This is a genomic window from Micromonospora parathelypteridis (assembly GCF_014201145.1).
Lineage (GTDB): Bacteria > Actinomycetota > Actinomycetes > Mycobacteriales > Micromonosporaceae > Micromonospora > Micromonospora parathelypteridis.
In genome coordinates, this window is the sequence record NZ_JACHDP010000001.1 from 3,607,375 (window position 1) to 3,625,449 (window position 18,075).

The 18,075-nt window shown below is 71.8% G+C and carries 15 protein-coding genes; 12 read left to right on the top strand and 3 right to left on the bottom strand.

Features of this window, described 5'->3' with window-relative positions; all coding sequences use genetic code 11:
- Window positions 1–321: 321 nt before the first annotated feature.
- The 5 genes from topA to HNR20_RS16285 all read left to right on the top strand — a co-directional run bounded on the left by topA (window position 322) and on the right by HNR20_RS16285 (window position 6,365).
- Window positions 322–3,165: a type I DNA topoisomerase gene (gene topA / locus HNR20_RS16265; RefSeq protein WP_184180766.1), complete on the top strand. Its 2,844-nt coding sequence runs from the start codon at window positions 322–324 to the stop codon at window positions 3,163–3,165.
- Window positions 3,166–3,341: 176 nt separating this feature from the next.
- The gene (locus HNR20_RS16270) at window positions 3,342–3,962 is read left to right on the top strand and encodes a TetR/AcrR family transcriptional regulator (protein ID WP_229687051.1); all 621 of its coding nucleotides are present in this window, start codon (window positions 3,342–3,344) and stop codon (window positions 3,960–3,962) included.
- A gap of 5 nt (window positions 3,963–3,967) precedes the next feature.
- Window positions 3,968–4,267, top strand: a complete 300-nt coding sequence (locus HNR20_RS16275; RefSeq protein WP_184180770.1) for an antibiotic biosynthesis monooxygenase — start codon at window positions 3,968–3,970, stop codon at window positions 4,265–4,267.
- Complete coding sequence (locus tag HNR20_RS16280; RefSeq protein ID WP_184180772.1) at window positions 4,267–5,268, top strand: NADPH:quinone reductase; 1,002 nt, start codon at window positions 4,267–4,269, stop codon at window positions 5,266–5,268. Before HNR20_RS16275 ends, HNR20_RS16280 begins: the two co-directional genes overlap by 1 nt.
- A complete protein-coding gene (locus HNR20_RS16285) occupies window positions 5,265–6,365 on the top strand; it encodes a GDSL-type esterase/lipase family protein (protein WP_184180775.1) in 1,101 nt (366 codons plus the stop codon). The genes HNR20_RS16280 and HNR20_RS16285 overlap by 4 nt, the downstream gene beginning before the upstream one ends.
- Window positions 6,366–6,372: 7 nt before the next feature.
- Here HNR20_RS16285 and HNR20_RS16290 read toward each other — a convergent pair whose 3' ends face one another.
- Window positions 6,373–7,689, bottom strand: coding sequence for a D-arabinono-1,4-lactone oxidase (locus HNR20_RS16290; protein ID WP_184180777.1), 1,317 nt, complete (start codon window positions 7,687–7,689; stop codon window positions 6,373–6,375).
- Window positions 7,690–7,916: 227 nt separating this feature from the next.
- On the opposite strand from HNR20_RS16290, the gene HNR20_RS16295 reads away from it, so the two are divergent.
- Window positions 7,917–8,519 carry a TetR/AcrR family transcriptional regulator gene (locus HNR20_RS16295; RefSeq protein ID WP_184188533.1) on the top strand — a complete coding sequence of 201 codons (603 nt, stop codon included), beginning with the start codon at window positions 7,917–7,919 and terminating at the stop codon, window positions 8,517–8,519.
- A 33-nt stretch (window positions 8,520–8,552) separates the two neighbouring features.
- On the opposite strand, the gene HNR20_RS16300 is transcribed toward HNR20_RS16295, so the two are convergent.
- Window positions 8,553–9,761 (bottom strand): amino acid deaminase/aldolase, encoded by a 1,209-nt coding sequence (locus HNR20_RS16300; protein WP_184180779.1) that lies wholly within the window; start codon window positions 9,759–9,761, stop codon window positions 8,553–8,555.
- Window positions 9,762–10,078: 317 nt separating this feature from the next.
- Here HNR20_RS16300 and tmk point away from each other — a divergent pair, with 317 nt between their 5' ends.
- The 6 genes from tmk (at window position 10,079) to HNR20_RS16330 (ending at window position 16,093) form a co-directional block, all read left to right on the top strand.
- The gene (gene tmk / locus HNR20_RS16305) at window positions 10,079–12,169 is read left to right on the top strand and encodes a dTMP kinase (protein WP_268240251.1); all 2,091 of its coding nucleotides are present in this window, start codon (window positions 10,079–10,081) and stop codon (window positions 12,167–12,169) included.
- A complete protein-coding gene (locus HNR20_RS16310) occupies window positions 12,169–13,449 on the top strand; it encodes a DNA polymerase III subunit delta' (protein WP_184180781.1) in 1,281 nt (426 codons plus the stop codon). Before tmk ends, HNR20_RS16310 begins: the two co-directional genes overlap by 1 nt.
- 123 nt (window positions 13,450–13,572) lie before the next feature.
- Window positions 13,573–13,902 carry a YbaB/EbfC family nucleoid-associated protein gene (locus tag HNR20_RS16315; RefSeq protein WP_053659404.1) on the top strand — a complete coding sequence of 110 codons (330 nt, stop codon included), beginning with the start codon at window positions 13,573–13,575 and terminating at the stop codon, window positions 13,900–13,902.
- A 1-nt stretch (window position 13,903) separates the two neighbouring features.
- The gene (locus HNR20_RS16320) at window positions 13,904–14,209 is read left to right on the top strand and encodes a hypothetical protein (RefSeq protein ID WP_184180783.1); all 306 of its coding nucleotides are present in this window, start codon (window positions 13,904–13,906) and stop codon (window positions 14,207–14,209) included.
- A complete protein-coding gene (locus HNR20_RS16325; protein WP_184180785.1) occupies window positions 14,209–14,889 on the top strand; it encodes a hypothetical protein in 681 nt (226 codons plus the stop codon). Before HNR20_RS16320 ends, HNR20_RS16325 begins: the two co-directional genes overlap by 1 nt.
- A gap of 364 nt (window positions 14,890–15,253) precedes the next feature.
- On the top strand, window positions 15,254–16,093 hold the full coding sequence (locus HNR20_RS16330; protein ID WP_184180788.1) for a PSP1 domain-containing protein: 840 nt from the start codon (window positions 15,254–15,256) through the stop codon (window positions 16,091–16,093).
- Between the two features lie 138 nt (window positions 16,094–16,231).
- On the opposite strand, the gene HNR20_RS16335 is transcribed toward HNR20_RS16330, so the two are convergent.
- Window positions 16,232–17,986, bottom strand: coding sequence for a metallophosphoesterase family protein (locus HNR20_RS16335; protein ID WP_184180790.1), 1,755 nt, complete (start codon window positions 17,984–17,986; stop codon window positions 16,232–16,234).
- Between the last annotated feature and the right edge of the window lie 89 nt (window positions 17,987–18,075).

The window sequence follows — 18,075 nt, forward strand, 5'->3', positions numbered from 1 at the left end:
ACGGCCGGGTGTCCGGTGCCGGACAGCCGGCGGGCCGATCCAGGCGGAAAACGGGCGGGTCGGACCTCGGCCGTGGGTCCGCCATCGTCACAGTGACCCGCTTCGAGCCCTACCCACGGTGTACGGTGGCGCCGTCCGGCACTCCGAGCGCGGCGGGGCGAGAGTCGACCATCGCGCCGGGGCGGTTTGCGGCCCGCGAAACCCGAAACGCGGGCGGCGCGTTACGTTGGACATCCGGACCGCCGGTGCGACGGCGGGGTCGAAAACGGTCGCTGTCCGAGCGCCGGCAGGCCACGAGCAGGAGTGAGGTCGGGGAGAGACGTGCCGAGCAACGCTGGAACCACCCGTCTGGTCATCGTCGAGTCACCGGCGAAGGCCAAGACGATCTCGGGCTACCTTGGCCCGGGGTACGTCGTGGAGGCCAGCTTCGGTCACGTCCGCGACCTGCCGCGCAACGCCGCCGATGTGCCGGCCAAGTACAAGAAGGAACCCTGGGCCCGCCTCGGGGTGGACGTGGACAACGGCTTCCACGCGCTCTACGTCGTCTCCGCCGACCGTAAGCAGCAGATCAGCAAGCTGGTGAAGCTGGCCAAGGAGGTCGACGAGATCTTCCTGGCGACGGATGAGGACCGCGAGGGCGAGGCGATCGCCTGGCACCTGGTCGAGACGCTCAAGCCGAAGGTCCCGGTCAAGCGGATGGTCTTCCACGAGATCACCAAGCCGGCGATCCAGGCGGCCGTCGCCAACCCCCGGGAGATCGACCGCGACCTGGTCGACGCCCAGGAGGCCCGGCGGATCCTCGATCGGCTCTACGGCTACGAGGTCTCCCCGGTGCTGTGGAAGAAGGTCATGCCGAGGCTCTCGGCCGGCCGGGTGCAGTCGGTGGCGACCCGCATCGTGGTCGAGCGGGAGCGGCAGCGGATGGCCTTCCGCACCGCCGAATACTGGGACATCCTGGCCACCCTCGCGGTGGCCAACGCCGGCGAGGGCCCGCGCGCGTTCAACGCCACCCTGATCGCCCTGAACGGCGACCGGATCGCCACCGGTAAGGACTTCGAGCCGACCACGGGCCGGGTGAAACCCGGTGCCGGTGTCGTGCACCTGGACGAGAACGGCGCCCGGGGCCTCGCGGCCCGACTCGAGGGACGGCCGTTCACGGTCACCCGGGTCGAGGAGAAGCCCTACCGTCGCCGCCCGTACGCGCCGTTCATCACCTCGACCCTGCAGCAGGAGGCGGCCCGCAAGCTGCGCCTGTCGTCGCAGCAGACGATGCGCACCGCGCAGCGCCTGTACGAGAACGGCTACATCACCTATATGCGTACCGACTCGGTGAACCTGTCGGAGACCGCCATCTCGGCGGCCCGTCGACAGATCGTCGAGCTGTACGGCGAGCGCAGCGTGCCGCCGGAGCCGCGCCGCTACACCGGCAAGGTGAAGAACGCGCAGGAGGCGCACGAGGCGATCCGCCCGGCGGGGGACAACTTCCGCACCCCGGGCGAGGTGGCCAAGGAGTTGTCCGCCGAGGAGTTCAAGCTCTACGAGCTGATCTGGCGGCGCACCATCGCCTCGCAGATGACCGACGCGGTCGGCTCCAGCGTGTCGGTCCGCATCCGCGCGGTCACCACCTCCTCGGAGGAGGCCGACTTCGGCGCCACCGGCAAGACCATCACGGACCCGGGCTTCCTGCGCGCGTACGTCGAGTCCAGCGACGACGAGAACGCCGAGGCCGAGGACGCCGAGCGCCGGCTGCCGACCCTGGTCAAGGACCAGCCGCTGACCGCCGACGAGCTCGCCGCCCAGGGCCACCACACCCAGCCGCCGTCGCGCTACACCGAAGCGTCGCTGGTCAAGGCTCTGGAAGAGCTGGGCATCGGCCGCCCGTCCACCTACGCGTCGATCATGCAGACGATCCAGGACCGGGGGTACGTCACCAAGCGCGGCCAGGCGATGATCCCGACGTTCCTGGCCTTCGCGGTGATCGGGCTGATGGAGCGGCACTACCCGCGCCTGATCGACTACGACTTCACCGCCACCATGGAGAACGAGCTGGACGAGATCGCCGGCGGCGACCACGCCGCGGTCGACTTCCTCACCGCGTTCTACTTCGGCAGCTCCAATGGTGCCGGCGACCAGGACATCGCCCGTTCCGGCGGGCTCAAGAAGCTGGTCACCGAGAACCTCAGCGACATCGACGCCCGCAGCGTCAACTCCATCCCGCTCTTCACCGACGATGACGGCCGCGAGGTCGTCGTGCGGGTCGGCCGGTACGGGCCGTACCTGCAGCGGGAGCTGCCCGGCGGCGAGCAGCCGGCACCGGCTGCCGAGGGCGAGGAGGGCGGTGCCCAGGGTGACCGGGCGCCGATCCCCGAGGGCCTGGCCCCGGACGAGCTGACCCCGGAGAAGGTGCACGAGCTGTTCCTCGGCGGCAGCGGCGAGCGCAAGCTCGGCGACGACCCCGCGACCGGCGAGCCGATCGTGCTCAAGTCCGGCCGGTTCGGCCCGTACGTGTCCAGCGGTGAGCGGAAGTCGTCGCTGCTGCGTACGCAGACACCGGACTCGCTGACCCTGGAGGAGGCGCTCAAGCTGCTCAGCCTCCCCCGGCTGATCGGTGTCGCGCCGGACGGCGTCGAGGTCTTCGCCAACAACGGCCGCTACGGCCCGTACGTCAAGCGGGGCGAGGAGTTCCGTTCGCTCGAGTCCGAGGACCAGATGTTCACGGTCGGCCTGGACGAGGCGCTGGCTCTGCTGGCCGCCCCGAAGGCCCGGGGACGGCGGGCCGCGGCACCGCCGCTGCGCGAGATGGGTGTCGACCCGGCGACCGAGAAGCCGCTGGTGATCAAGGATGGGCGCTTCGGCCCGTACGTCACCGACGGGGAGGTCAACGCGTCGCTGCGGCGCGGGCAGACCCCGGAGGCGCTGACCATCGAGGAAGCCTCCGAGATGTTGGCCGAGAAGCGGGCGAAGGGTCCGGCGCCGCGGAAGAAGGCGGCGGCGAAGAAGGCCCCCGCCAAGAAGGCCACGGCGACGAAGAAGACGGCCGCTGCCACCAAGTCCACCGCCGCGAAGAAGACCACGACGGCCAAGGCGACGACCGCCAAGGCGGCGGCCAAGAAGGCTCCGGCGAAGAAAGCCGCCCCGCGCAAGGCGGCCACCAGCACGGAGTGATCCCGCGCCACGAGTTCAGGTGAACGGCCCCTCCGGGGGCCGTTCTGCTTTCCGGCGGCGGCCGTACAACCGGGGCAGCCGATGGGGCCGTGCGCGGCTTGAGGGTGCGTCGCGTCACAAGCCAAGGTCGTGGCCTACTCGTCAAATCGGTACCGCCGTACCGTACAACCGTGCCGATGACCCGTAGAAGGCGTGCCGGCGGAGAGAAACGGACCGCCGTTCTCGACGCCGTGGCAGCCGTGCTCGCTGCCCGTGGATACGAGAACACGCGGTTCGCCGACGTATCAGCGGCTGCCGGGGTCGCGATCAGCACCCTCCAGACCTACTTCGGTTCGCGCGAGGACATGGTCATCGAAGCCATGCAGGTGTTCACCGACCGGGAGGTGGATGCCCTGCAAGCCGTGTCCGCCGCCGAAGCCGACCCGTGGCGACGACTGGTCGCGCTGGTGGACCGGAGTCTGCACAACTCGGAGAGCACCCGGCAGGTTCTGGTCGAATTCTGGCGATCTGCGATGCGCGACGACGAACTCCGCGCCTACAGTGCCGAAGTGGAGACGCGTTACCGGGCGCCCTTCCTGGCCGCCGTACGGGAGGGCGCTGAGCAGGGCGCGTTCACGCTGGCCCACGACGCCGAGCCGGTGACGGACTTCCTGCTCGCGGCTCTGGCCGGTCTGATCGTCTCGCGCGTCCAGCACCCTGCCACGCCGTCACCCGCGAACTTTCGCGACGTCCTGCTCACCCAGCTCAGGCTGATGCTGGGCGTCCAGGGCGCGGATTCCAGTACCCGAACGGATTGAGGACGATGACCACCGTCGAGATCACCCGCTTCCGGGCGCCCGCGGAGCGCACCGATGCCCTGCTGGCCGCACGCCCGGCGATGCTGGGCGACTTCCAGGCCGACCGTGCCGGCTTCCTCGGCGCACGGCTGATCCGACTCGAGGCCGGGGAGTGGCTGGACATCGTCTTCTGGGCCTCGCCCGAAGACTTCGCCGAGTCCCGGCGTCGGGGCGGGAACCGACCCGGCATCCAGGCGTTCTTCGCCCTGATCGACGAGGTGATCAGCTCCGAGGAGGGCACCACGACCGACCCGGTGGGTGCGTGATGCGCGCAGCCTGGTACGACCGGCAGGGCCCGGCCCGCGAGGTTCTCCAGGTCGGTGAGTTGCCCGATCCGTCGCCGGGTGCCGGCGAGGTCCGGGTCCGGGTGTCGGTCTCTGGAATCCACGTCGGTGACCTGGGTAAACGGCAGGGCTGGTGGGGGTCCACCATGTCGTTCCCCCGGGTGGTGCCGCACGGCGACGGGGCCGGAGTGATCGACGCCGTCGGGCCGGGTGTCGATCCGGCACGGGTCGGTGAGCGGGTCTGGGTGTTTCTCGCCCAGTCGTACCGCCCGTTCGGCACGGCGGCCGAGTACACCGTGGTGCCGGCCGGGCACGCCGTGACGCTGCCCGATGAGGTGCCGTACGAGCAGGCGGCCGGACTCGGCATCCCGGGCATCACGGCCCACCGGGCGATCTTCGGCGACGGGCCGGTGACCGGCCAGCGCGTCCTGGTCACCGGAGCCCTCGGGGCGGTCGGGCGGGCCGCGTTGGCGGTGGCCCGCAGGGGCGGAGCCACGGTGATCGCGACGGTCCGCAAGCCGGAGCAGATCGAGCCGGCATTGGCGGCGGGCGCGCACCACGCGGTGGACTCGGCCGGCGGCGACCTGGTCGCCCGGATCCTCGACGTCACCGGTGGGGAGCCGGTCGACCGGGTGGCCGAGCTGGCCTTCGACGTCAACCTCGCGACCAACCTGGAGATCCTGAGGTACGGCGGTGTGGTCGCGGCGTACGCGACCGGGGAGGCCGAGCCGCGGATCCCGTTCTGGCCGCTGGGCTTCAAGAACATCACGGTCCGGTTCCTCAGCAACGACGACTTCCCGGAGCCGGCGAACCAGGCCGCGGCGGCCGACCTGACAGCCGCGCTGGTCGCCGGTGACCTGCGCTACCCCATCGCCGCCCGGCTGCCGCTGGCGGAGATCGCGCAGGCACACGAACTGGTCGAGAGGGCTTCCGCCGGAGGCCGGGTCGTGGTGGACGTCGACGGATCGACGGGACGACCATGATCTGGGCGGCGAGTTTCCGGACGGCGGTGATCAGTCCCTACGAGCAGCTCCAGTTCAGCGAACCGCGTGGCTTCGCCGACCAGACCGTTCGCCAGGTGCTGCACCTGGCCGGCGGCGGGGCCGCTCTTCGCGTACGGCTGACGAATCGCTTCGGTCGTACCCCGTTGACCATCGGGGCGGCGACGGTGGCCGTTGGCGACCGGCGGGCCGTGCTCACCGTCGGCGGCGCCGGGCGGTGGGTCGTCCCGGCTGGCGGGGAGGCCGTGACCGATCAGGTCGACCTTCCCGTGGTGGCCGGCGACGATCTGGTCGTGAGCCTCTACCTTCCGGAGCCGACCGGGCTGGCCACCCACTCCCACAAGCCGGCCGAACGCGCCCTGATAGCCACCGGGGAGCACGTCACGTCGGCCGTCTTCCCAGCGACCGAGCAGCCCGAGGCTCGTTACTTCATCTCGGGTGTCGACGTGCTCGCCCCGGCGGACACGGCCGTGGCGGTGGCCTTCGGCGACTCCTGGTTCGAGGGGGTCGGCACCACGATCGGCGCGAACCGTCGTTCCGTCGACGTCCTCAACCGACGTCTCGAGCGAGGATGGGTCGTCAACCAGGGCATCGCCGGGAACCGCCTCCTGCGCGACACCGTCGGCGAACACGGATTGGGACGCTTCGACCGTGACGTCCTCTCGACACCGGCCGTGACCCACGTTCTGGTCCACTTCGGTATCAACGATCTGGGCCTACCCGGCATGCTGGGCGAACCTCCGGTCAGCGCCGGCGACCTCATCGAGGGCTTCCGCGCGCTGGCCGACCGCGCCCACGGCGCCGGCCTGCGGATTCTCGCCGCCACCATCGGTCCCTTCGCGGGCGCCCAGCCCGGAATCAGCACACCCGACGGACTCGCCGTCCGACGGGAGGTGAACGACTGGATCCGTACGACCGATGCCTTCGACGCCGTCTTCGACGTGGCGCGGGCCGTCGCCGACCCGGACGCCCCCGACCACATCCGCCCCGCGCTGGACAGCGGCGACGGCATGCACCTCAACGACAGGGGCGCCGAGACGATGGCCCAGGCCGTGGATCTGGGCGTTCTCGCGCTCTAGGGTGCCGTCAGGCGCCGAGGACGTGGGTCAGGTGCGGGTTGCTGAAGACGCGATGGGGGTCCAGGCGGTCGCGGACGGCCTGGAAGTCCGCGAACCGGGGGTAGGCGGCGGCCAGCGAGGCGGCATCGCGGTAGTGCAGCTTGCCCCAGTGCGGGCGGCCACCCAGTCCGGTGGCCACCTCCTCGAAGGCCCGGAAGTACGGCTCGTACGGCATGCCGACGTACTGGTGCACGGCGATGTAGGCGTTGTCCCGCCCGTAGCCGTGCGAGAGCCAGATGTCGTCGGCGGCGGTGAACCGCACCTCCACCGGGAAGAGCACCTTGAACGGCAGCCCGTCCACGATCCGCTGGAGCGCGGCGAGCGCCTCGGGCAGCGCCTCGCGGGGCAGGCCGTACTCCATCTCCACGAAGCGGACCCGACGCGGGGTGCAGAACACCCGGTCGGAGCGCCCGGTGTACCGACGCTCGGTGAGGGCGCGAGCGGAGACCGCACTGATCCCCGGGGCCAGCGCGGGCACGGCCCGGCCGAGCCGGCAGGCGCCCGCGAAGACGGTGTTGGCGAGGAAATCGTCGTCCAACCAGCCGCGCCAGCGGGACAGTGGCCGGTCGTTCGCGGGCACCTGGTCGTTGGTCTTGACCTGGACCCGCGTGGTGTAGGGGAACCAGTAGAACTCGACATGGTCGTGCCCGCCGATCAGCGCGGGCAGGTCGCCGAGCACGTCGGCCAGCTCGGCCGGGCGTTCATGCGCGTGCAGCACGAAGGCGTCCACACAGCGCAGGGTCACCTCGACCAGGACGCCGAGAGCGCCGAGTGACACCTGGGCGGCGGCGAGGACGTCGGGATGTTCGTCGGCGGAGCAGCGCAGCACCTCGCCGGTGCCGGTGACCAGGGTGATCGCCTCGACGAAGGTGGACAGACATCCGTAGGCGGCGCCGGTGCCGTGGGTGCCCGTGGAGATCGCGCCAGCGACGGTCTGCGCGTCGATGTCACCGAGGTTGGGCAGCGCGAGACCGTGCCGGGCGAGCAGGCCGTTGAGTGCGTGCAGGGTCATTCCCGCCGGTACGGTGACCAGCCGCTGCGCTACGTCGACGCTGACCATGGTGGCCAGATCGGACAGGTCCATCCGGCGGTCGTCGGCGAGCGCGACGGCGGTGAACGAGTGGCCGCTGCCGGTCACGCGGATCCGACCGCCGGCAGCCGCGGTCGATCGGACGGCTTCTGCGACGTCCGTCGGCGAGCCGGGGCGCAGGATCGCGGTGGCGCTGCCACGCTGGTTGCCGGCCCAGTTGGACCACCCGGGGGTGAGCGGTGCGGTGCCGGCCATGCGCGCTCCCTCATTCATGAATATGAACTGACTTCATATCAGGAACGTTCTACCTGGTAAATACCGCAATTGCGATCCGCTCGTTGTACCGGTAGTCACGGACTCGTGACGTATAGATATGTTCATCCGTCGAAGGGGGGTGGCGCCGAGTGTCCACACCAGCCGCCACGACCGGGCCGCTGCGCCGCGTTCCGGTGCAGGGTCGAAGTGTCGCGCGGGTGCAGCGCATGTTGGATGCCTGCGCCGAACTCGTCGACGAGGTGGGGTACGAGGGGCTGACCACGACCCTGCTCGCCGAGCGAGCAGAAGTGGCGATCGGGTCGGTCTACCAGTTCTTCCCGGACAAACGGGCGATCGTGCAGGCGTTGACCCTGCGCACGATGGAGTCCTACCTCCAGCGCCTCGACGAGCGGTTCGCCTCCGACGAGATGACCCACTGGTGGGATGGCGTCGACGCGGGGATCGACGAGTACATCACGATGCACCGCACCGTCCCCGGCTTCCGTACTCTGCACTTCGGCGACGTGGTCGACCTGCACCTGCTCGACGAGCAGCGGGACAACAACGGCGTGATCGCCGACCAGTTGGCCCAGGTGCTCACCGAGCGTTTCGGGCTCACCGACGTACCGAAGCTGCGGTTCGTCCTGGAGATCGCGGTCGAGGCGGCGGACGCGCTGATCAAGCTCGCGTTCCGACGGAAGTCCGACGGTGACGAGCGGGTGCTGCTCGAGGCGAAGGCACTGATCCGGGAGTACCTGCACCGCCAGGTCGACGGCCCGGACAGCGACCGGTCCAACGCCGTTCAGGCCGAGGCGACCCAGCCGGCCTGAGTCGCGCTCGCGTGGCTCGGGGTGGGTGGCGCGTCAGAGGAAGGCCTGCCCCTCACCCCGGTACGTGGGGACGGTCGCGACGACCGTGTCTCCTTCGACCAGGTGCAGCTCGTTGACCCGTTCACACAGCTCGCCAGCCTTGGCGTGTCGGAACCACACCCGGTCGCCGACGCGCAGGGTGGCCGCCGCCGCGCCGGACAGCGGAGTCTGCACCTCACCGGCACCCTCGGTGCCGACCAATTTGAGCCCGGCCGGTAGCCACGGCCGGGGCAGTCGGCTGTCGGCCGCCGGACCGGAGGCGATCCAGCCGCCGCCGAGCACCGTCGCCAACTCCGGCGTCGGCCGGCGGACCACCGCGCAGGCGAAGAACGCCGCCGGGGTGGGCCGCCAGGCGCGGTACGCGTCGAACAGCGTCGGCCCGTACAGGCCCGATCCCGCGGTGACCTCGGTGACCGCGGGGTCGGCGCTGGTCGCGGCCACACTGCCGGTGCCGCCGCCGTTGACGAACTCCAGGTCGGCGTGCTCGCGTACCGCGGCCACCGCCGCGCCCCGGCGGGCCAGCAACTCGCGGTACGACCCGCGCTGGGTCAGCCTGATCGCGCCAGCCAGCAGCGTCTGCCCCGGTGGCGCGTCGCCCAGGCCGGCGATCTGAGCCTCGTACGACATGAGCCCGACCAGCCGGAAACCGGCCCGGCCGGCGATGGTGGCGGCGAGCGCTCCGGCCGCCCGTGCGCTGTGCACTGGTGACCGGCGGACGCCGACGTGCACCCGCCCACGCAGCGGTCGCCAGGAGGCGTCCAGATCCAGACAGAGCCGCAGCTCGGCCCGCTGCCCGGGGGCGCGGACGTCGTCGATCAGGTCGAGTTGCCCGGTGCCGTCGACCATCAGGGTGATCGCGGCGGCGAGCGTCGGGTCGGCTGCCAGCTCGGCGAGCGCCGCGCGGTCCACGCTCGGGTAGGCGACCAGCACGTCGTCGCTCACACCGGCCCGGACCAGCCAGATCGCTTCGGGCAGAGTGAACGCCATCACGCCCTGCCAGCCTGGCCGGGCGAGGGCTCGGCTGATCAGCTCCCGGGCGCGGACCGACTTGCTCGCCAGCCGGACCGGCTTGCCGGCGGCGCGATCGGCCAGGGCGGCCGAGTTGGCGTCGAAGGCGGTGAGGTCGACCACGGCATACGGCGGGTCGAGGTGGTCGGTCGCCCGATTCAGGCGCTCGCGAAGTTTGTCGCTTTCGATGGCCACGTGTGCACGCTAACTGTCCGACGGGAAATGCGAAACACCCTCGCATACGTCCGGGCTGCGGCCGGTGGCTCCGGCGGCCTAGGCTCAGCGAGCAGGAGAATGTCGCCGGTGGGGCGGCCCCCCACCGGGTCTAGAGTGTTTCACCGGGGGTGCCCAGCGATGGGCCGGCACGTGGAGGTACGGCCATCGAAAGCCAGAACAGCGGCGAGTCGCCCGGCGTGTCGCGCTCGGGGGACCAGTCGGGCAACGCCGCCAAGCAGCCCAGCGGCGGCCAGGTTGATCCGTCCGGTTATGCCGCCATCCGCTCGGTCCTCAGGATCCGGCCGTTCCGGCGGCTCTGGATCGTGCTCGGCGCGGCCTCCTTCGGGGACTGGCTCGGCCTGCTGGCCACCTCGGTCTTCGCCGCCTCCCAGGTGCAGGGCAGCACCGCGAAGGGCGCGGCCTTCGGTGGCGTCATCGCCATCCGGCTGCTGCCCGCGCTGGTGCTCGGGCCGATCGCCGGTGTGCTCGCCGACCGGTTCGACCGACGCTGGACGATGGTCATCTGCGACGTGCTCCGGTTCGTCCTGTTCGCGTCGATCCCGATGGTGGCGCTGGCCGGTGCCAGCGGCGGGATGGTGGTCCTCTGGGCGACCATCGCCACCTTCCTGATCGAGTCGATCACCCTGATCTGGATCCCGGCCAAGGAGGCCGCGGTCCCCAACCTGATCCCGCGCGCCCGGCTGGAGGCGGCCAACCAGCTCACGCTGATCACCACGTACGGCCTCACCCCGATCCTCGCGGCGCTGGTGGCCGCGGCGCTCGACCGCAGCGTCCGGGCCATCGTCGCCGGCGGCGACCTCGGCTGGGCGGAGCCCGCCCAGCTCGCGCTCTGGGTCAACTCCTTCTCCCGGCTGGCCACCGCCCTCGTGGTGGCGTTCGGGATCAAAGAGATCAGCCAGGCGCAGACCGGCGAACGGCAGCGCACCGAGCAGAGCATGCGGCGCCAGTTCGCCGAGGGCTGGAAGTACATCGGCCAGACCCGGCTCGTCCGCGGCCTGGTGCTCGGCATCTTCGGCGCGTTCGCCGGCGGCGGCATCGTGATCGGCACGGCCAAGTTCTTCGCCGCCTCGCTCGGCGCCGGCGACGCCGCCTTCTTCCTGCTCTTCGGCGCCATCTTCATCGGCCTCGCGCTCGGCATCGGGCTCGGCCCGATGGTCGTCAAGGAGATGTCCCGGCGCCGCTGGTTCGGCATGAGCATCGTCCTGGCCAGCGCCGCCGTGATGACCCTCGCCTTCGCCATCCACCTGTCCATGGCGATCGTCGGCGCGATCCTGGTTGGTGCCGGCGCCGGCATGGCCTTCCTGGCCGGCACCACCCTGCTCGGCGGCGAGATCAAGGACGAGGTACGCGGTCGGGTCTTCGCCGTGGTGCAGATCGGCACCCGGCTGGTGCTGATCCTGGCCATCGGGCTGAGCAGCCTGCTGGTCGGCGTCGGTGGCTCCCGCAAGTTGGAGATCGCCGACCTCGGCATCTCCATCTCCTCCACCCGGCTGCTGCTTCTCGCCGCCGGCGCCGCCGGCATCTTTGCCGGGATCAGCGCGTTCGGCCAGATGGACGACAAGAAGGGCGTCCCCGTCCTGGCCGACCTCTGGGGCTCGATCCGGGGCCGTCCGCTGATGCCCTCCGAGCCGTTCGTCTCCGCCGGGCTGTTCGTGGTGTTCGAGGGCGGCGAGGGAGCCGGCAAGTCCACCCAGCTCGCCGCGCTCGCCGATCGGCTGCGCGGCCAGGGGCGCGAGGTCGTGGTCACCCGCGAGCCCGGGGCCACCGCGGTCGGGCAGCGGATCCGGTCGATGGTGCTGGACACCTCCGGCGACGAAGCGCCCTCGCCGCGGGCCGAGGCGTTGCTGTACGCCGCCGACCGGGCACACCACGTGGCCGCCGTGGTCCGGCCCGCGCTGGTCCGGGGCGGCGTGGTCATCAGCGACCGGTACGTCGACTCGTCCCTGGCGTACCAGGGTGCCGGCCGGACACTGCCCGTCGACGAGGTCTCCTGGCTCTCCTCCTGGGCCACCGGTGGGCTCAAGCCCGACCTGGTGGTGCTGCTGGACGTCGAGCCGCGCACCGGCCTGTCCCGGGTGGCTTCCCGCAACACCGGCACCGACCGGCTGGAGGCCGAGTCGATCGCGTTCCACGAGCGCGTCCGGTACGCCTTCCTCGACCTCGCGGCCGCCGACCCGAAGCGTTACCTGGTTCTCGACGCGTCCCGGCCCGCCGATGCGCTCACCGGGCTGGTGGTCCGGCGTGTCGAGGAGATGCTCGGCAGCCCGGGCGGCATCGTGCACCCGCGCCCGGCGCAGGGCCCGGACACCTCGGTGCAGCCTGAGTTATCCGACGCGGAGCTTGTGACGATGGAGCACAAGACCTGATGCCGGAGGTCTTCGCCGACCTGGTCGGTCAGGACGAGGCGGTGGTCGAGCTGCGCCGGGCCGCCGCCGCCGCGGCTGCCGTGCTGCGCGTTGGCGCGGCCGACCGGACACCCGCGCTGATCACCGCCGGCCCGGCCGACGCTGCCGAGTCGGCGCGCACGGCCGGCGATGGCGATCCCGGCGGGGTGGACCCGTCCGCCGGGATGACGCACGCCTGGATCTTCACCGGGCCGCCCGGCTCCGGCCGTTCGGTCGCCGCGCGGGCGTTCGCCGCCGCTCTGCAGTGCGTGCACGGCACCGGCTGCGGCGAGTGCCCTGGCTGCCACACCACGATGGGCGGCACCCACGCCGACGTCCGGCTGGTGGTGCCGGAGGGGCTCTCCATCGGTGTCAGCGAGATGCGCGCGCTGGTGCTCCGGGCGGCCAGCACCCCGTCCGGCGGGCGCTGGCAGGTGGTGGTCATCGAGGACGCCGACCGGCTCACCGAGGCCGCCGGCAACGCGCTGCTCAAGGCGATCGAGGAGCCACCACCGCGTACGGTCTTCCTGCTCTGCGCCCCCTCCACCCACCCGGACGACATCTCGGTGACCATCCGGTCGCGCTGTCGGGTCGTACCCCTGCGGCAGCCGCCGGCCGACGCGGTGGCCGAGGTGCTGGCTCGTCGGGACGGCATCGCGCCCGACGTGGCGCAGTGGGCGGCGGCGGCCGCGCAGGGGCACGTGGGGCGGGCCCGCAGGCTGGCCCGCGACCCGGAGGCCCGCAAACGGCGCGAGGCGGTGCTCGCGGTGCCGCGCCGGTTGACCGGTATCGGCGCGGCGTTCGACGCGGCGTCCGCGCTGATCGAGGCAGCCGAGGCGGAGGCCGAGGCGTCGGTCACCGAGGCCGACACGGCCGAGCGGGCGGCGCTGGAGACCGCCCTCGGCGCGGGTGGCACCGGCCGGGGCGCGGCCGGCGCGATGCGGGGTGCCGCCGGGCAGCTCAAGGAGTTGGAGAAGCGGCAGAAGTCCCGCGCCACCCGCGCCCAACGGGACGCACTGGACCGGGCGCTGGTCGACCTGGCCGGCTTCTACCGGGACGCGCTCACCATGGCGCTGGGCGCGCCCGTCGCCCCGGTGCACACCGACACCGCCGCGCTGGCCGGTGCTGGCGCGCAGAAGTGGGACGCCGAGGGGTCGCTGCGCCGGCTGGAAGCCGTGCTCGCCTGCCGGGTGGCGATCGAGACGAACGTCAAGCCGCGGATCGCGGTGGAGGCGATGATGCTCGCCCTCTGGAAGGGCTGACCCGCAGCTTCCGGCGGTTGTCCACAGCCATCGACACGCCCGATTGCGGTGCGGTACGGTCCGGTGTGCCGTGGTGACGGTGACGGCACGCTCAGTGATGGCTCATCCGGGAGGAGTCGGCCGATGCCGCGGGGGGAGATCGACGAAGCCTGGATCGAGGAGGCGGTGCGGCGATACCGCCGGATCGAGTCGCTCCAGGCCGAGTTCGACCAGGCGGTGTCCACCGTCGAGGTGACCGTCCGGTCGCCGGACGGCCTGGTCGAGGTGGTGGTCACCGCCGGTGGGCGGATCACCGACGTCCGGTTCCTCGGCCCGCTGCACAGCCGCAGCCCGCGAGACGTGGCCGGCTCCGTGCAGGCCGCGGTCACCGCGGCGGCCGATGCCGCCGAGTGGGCTCGAGAAAAGCTGCACAACGAGACGTTCGCCGCCTACCGACCGCTCGCGGGAGCCTGAGATGGACACACTGCGCGCGCTCTCCGCCCGACTGGACGAGGCGAGCGCCACGCTCACTGCCATCGCCCACACCGTCACCGCAAGCGACCCCGCCCAGGCCGCGTTCGGTGCCGACGCCCCGGGCCGCCCCGGCGAGATCGGTCGCGCGCTGCACCGGCAGTGGACCGCCGCCACCGACGATCGGGCCCGGGAGGCGCGCACCGCCGCCGGTCGGCTGGCCGCCGCCGCCTCGGCCGTGTTGGAGGCCGCCGACCGCTACGCCGAGGTCGATCGGGCGGCCCGCCGCCGGCTCGCCGGGGAGCCATGATGGACGCTCTGGACCGCCTCGCCGAGCCTGGCCTCGACCTGCTGCGCCGGGTGGACCGGCTGATCGCCGCCGGCGTCCCGGAGGGGCACCGGGTCTGGCCGCTGCTGCGCCGGATGCAGGTGCTGCCGGGCGACGCGGTCCGCGGCTTCCTCGACCTCCACCCCGCGCCGCTCGCCGGCGCCGGGCACGCGGTGCGCCGGCTGGTCCGGGGGTACGACGACGTCTCCGCCGCGCTCACCGACTCGGTGCTCTGGTCCGGCCCGGCTGCCACGGCGTACGGGCAACAGCGGACAGCGCTGCTGCGGCACCTCGACGAGGGGCCGGAAAGCCTGGTCGGGCGGCTCGAATCCACCGCCGGCTACGCAGACGCGCTCGCCGACTGGGTGGAGGGCAGCCGTCTCGCTCTGGCCCGCACGTTGGCCGACGTGCTCCGCTCGGCCGAAGCGGTCGCCGTGGTCGCTGCCACCGCCGCCGGTGCGTCGACGCGCCCCGGGCCGGTCGGGCCGGGTGTGGCCGATGCGGCTGAGATCGGCGCGCGGGTGCTGGCGGTGCTCTGCGTCGCGTACGACGGCGCGGAGACGTTGCTGCGTCAGTGGGCACCGAGCCTCGCCGAGACCGCGTGGCGGCCGCCGATGGATGGTCGACCCCGCTACGACCAACCCACCCGGGTCGGCTGGTAGCCGGTCCGAGCGTCGCGCGGCCGCGGTTGCCGCCCCCTCTTCGGCTGCGGTTGCCGCCCGGTGTTTCGGCTGCGGTTGCCCTCGGACAGGCCACGGCGTCGCTCACGGGCACCGGACCGGAGCCGGCACCCACGGCGACGCCGTGGTCTTCCCCCTGCACCCCCCGCAGGTCTGCCTTCACTCAACGCCGCCGGGGCGCACTTGTCTCCTGTCCGGGCCCGGAATCAACCGTCCGGGCGAGGAGCAACGGCACGACGGGCCGCCCGGCAATAGGTCGAGTCGACGGTCATGGATGGAAGCGGGGCGTAGTCGTTCGACGACGACCGACGCACCCCCGGGCCGTGGACCGTCGTAGGGTGTGGGGATGGGGATGCTCTGTGCGGTCAGCTTCAACCGGTACGGACGCCTCTACTACCTCGACCCCGGTGAGTTGCGTCCGCAGGTGGGCGACAAGGTGCTGGTGCCCACCGACGACGGGCCCGAGGTGGCGGAGTGCGTGTGGGCCGCGCAGTGGGTGACCGAGGAAACCGACGGCTTTCCCCGACTGGTGGGGCTGGCCGGCGACGACGACCTGCACCGGGACGAGGCGCTGCGTCGCCGTAAGGCCGAGGCCAAGGTGGCCGCGAAACGGCTGATCCGCTCGCACGGCCTGCCGATGAAGGTGGTGGCCGTCGACCATGTGCTCGGCTCCGCCGACGGCGGGGGTGAACGCACCACCGTCTACTTCACCGCCCCGCACCGGGTGGACTTCCGCTCGCTGGTCCGTGACCTGGGCGCCACCCTGCACTGCCGGGTCGAGCTGCGCCAGCTCTCCGCACGCGACTCGGCGCGCGTTCAGGGTGGCATCGGCTCCTGCGGTCGGGACCTGTGCTGCGCGACGTTCCTCACCGACTTCGAGCCGGTGACCATCCGGATGGCGAAGGACCAGGACCTTCCACTGAACCCGCTACGCATCTCCGGGGCGTGCGGCCGGTTGATGTGCTGCCTGAAGTACGAACATCCGCTGTACCAACGCTTCCAGGAGACCGCCCCGGCGGTCGGCAGTCGGGTCTCCACGCCCGAGGGCGACGGCCGGGTCGTCGGCCACAGCGTCCCCCGCGACGCGGTGACGGTCCGGCTGGACGCGGACGGCTCCCGCTGCTCCTGCTCCCGCGCCTCCGTCTGCGCCCCCCGCCAAGCCCACGACCAGCATTACACCCCCTAACCCCCCGGCCCCGGCCCTGCCCCCGGCCCCGCGCCTTGCCCCCGTTGATCATGAAGTTATTGCCATTCCGCCCGGCGTGTCGGAGCAATAACTTCATGATCAACCGGGGGGGGGGGGGTGCGCGGCTGAGGGCTTGGGTTAGTGGAGGACTGTGGGGGGTTCGGCCAGGTGGGGGGTTGGGGTGGTTTTGGGGGTCAGCCAGCTTGCGGTGGGGGACTGGTCGGGGTTGACCTGCCAGTCGCGGGACACCCGGTCCACCGCGATCGGGTAGATGGTCAGCGTCCCGTCCGCGTCGATGCGCAACCGCAGGAACGACTTGGAGTCCTCGATCCCCTGCCCGGCGAAGAGTTCGTTGACGTTCACTCCGAACGAGCCCGCCACCAGCAGGTACGCCGCCACCAACTGGCTCGCGACCAGGCCGATCACCGGGCCGTAGAGCACCGTCGCGGCGACCGCCGGCAGCGGCCACGGCCAGTCGTAGAACGGCAACGCCAACCACGCCCAGGTGCCGGCCGCAGCCAGGGCCACATGTGCGACGCCGTGGGCGACGCCGAGAATCCAGTGTCGCGCGTGCCGCTTGCCGCTCGCGCTCGGTGGCTTGGCGAACAGGGCCGCTGCCAGCACCGTCACGAGCACCATCAGCACCAGCGGAACGCTGAACAGCCGCTGGTCGGTGCTGTCGGCCCAGTTTGCGGTCGCACCCGCCATCGCCAGCATCAGCAGGGTGTGCAGGATCCCGAGCAGGGTGGTGAAGCCGGGGTTGCGCATCGGCAGCCGGGGGAAGATGCCCCAGCCGTAGCGCCGGGAGGCGGCCGCGTCGGGATAACGGGCCACCAGGTCGTACGGCTGGGCGCGGCTGGCCCGCCGGGCCAGCGTGTCCCTCGGCGGCACCTCGAGGCGTTCCGGCAGCTTGTGGGTGGGGTAGAGGTAGGCGCCACCGCCGCCGCACGTGATGAGCTGCCGGTCGGCCCCGGCGTAGCGGGCGTAGTGGTGCAGGTCGCCGGAGAGCAGCAGGCGCACCTGCGCCCCGGTCGGGTCGATGATCGTCCGAATGAAGTAGTCGATCGAGTCGTACGCCGCGGGGTTGTCGGCGGCCTTGACCCAGGTCGGCGCCGGCGCCGCGATGATCACCTTTGCTTCCGGGCCGAGCCGCCGGGCCACCTCGTCGAAGTAGGTCAGCTGCGGGTCGTCCAGGTACGAGCCGGACTGGTCATCCACGCCGAGTAGCCACCAGTCGGCCGGCAACTCCACGGCGAAGTACGACCGTGACTGCCCGGTGGCCCAGCCGGCGAAGTTGCGGTCCCGGGAGCGGACGAACAACCGTAGGAACGCGGTCAGGCCGTCGTACCAGTCGTGGTTGCCCGGCACCGCGAAAAGCGTGGGCTTCTCCGGCGGCGCGGTCGGTAACGCGGCCTGGTAGGGGCCCTTGCACCGGTTCTCGTACTCCTCATAGGCCGCCGACGGGTACACCTGGTCGCCGCCCATCACCAGGGTCTGCGCGCGAGGCAGCCGGTGCCCGTCCACCGTCAGTTCCGGTTGTGCCAGCAGGTACGCCACCGAGTACGTGGCGTTGAAGCCGTCACCCAGGTCGGCCACGTAGTCGAGCCACAGCCCGCCGTCCGGCCCGACCTGGCGGAAGATGTCGTCGCCGAACGCGTTCTGCAACTCGCGCTTGTCCAGGTACGCCCCGAAGAGCATCGCCAGCAGCGTCCGGATGCCGGTGCTGATCAGCAGGAACGGTGCCAGCCACGGCACCGGCTTGCGCGGCGTGAATCCCAACTCCAGCGGGTCGGTGCTGCGCGGCCGACGGGCGGCACGCTCGCTGGCCGGCGCTCGGTCGGGGCGCTCGTTCGGCTCGTCCTGGCGGTCGTGGTCGTCGCGTTCGTCGCTCACCCGCCGCAGCGTAGTCCCGCCCTCGATCATCCGCTGTCCGGCAAACAGCCACATGTCCGTTTGGTGAGGGCGGACGGGTGGGGGTATCC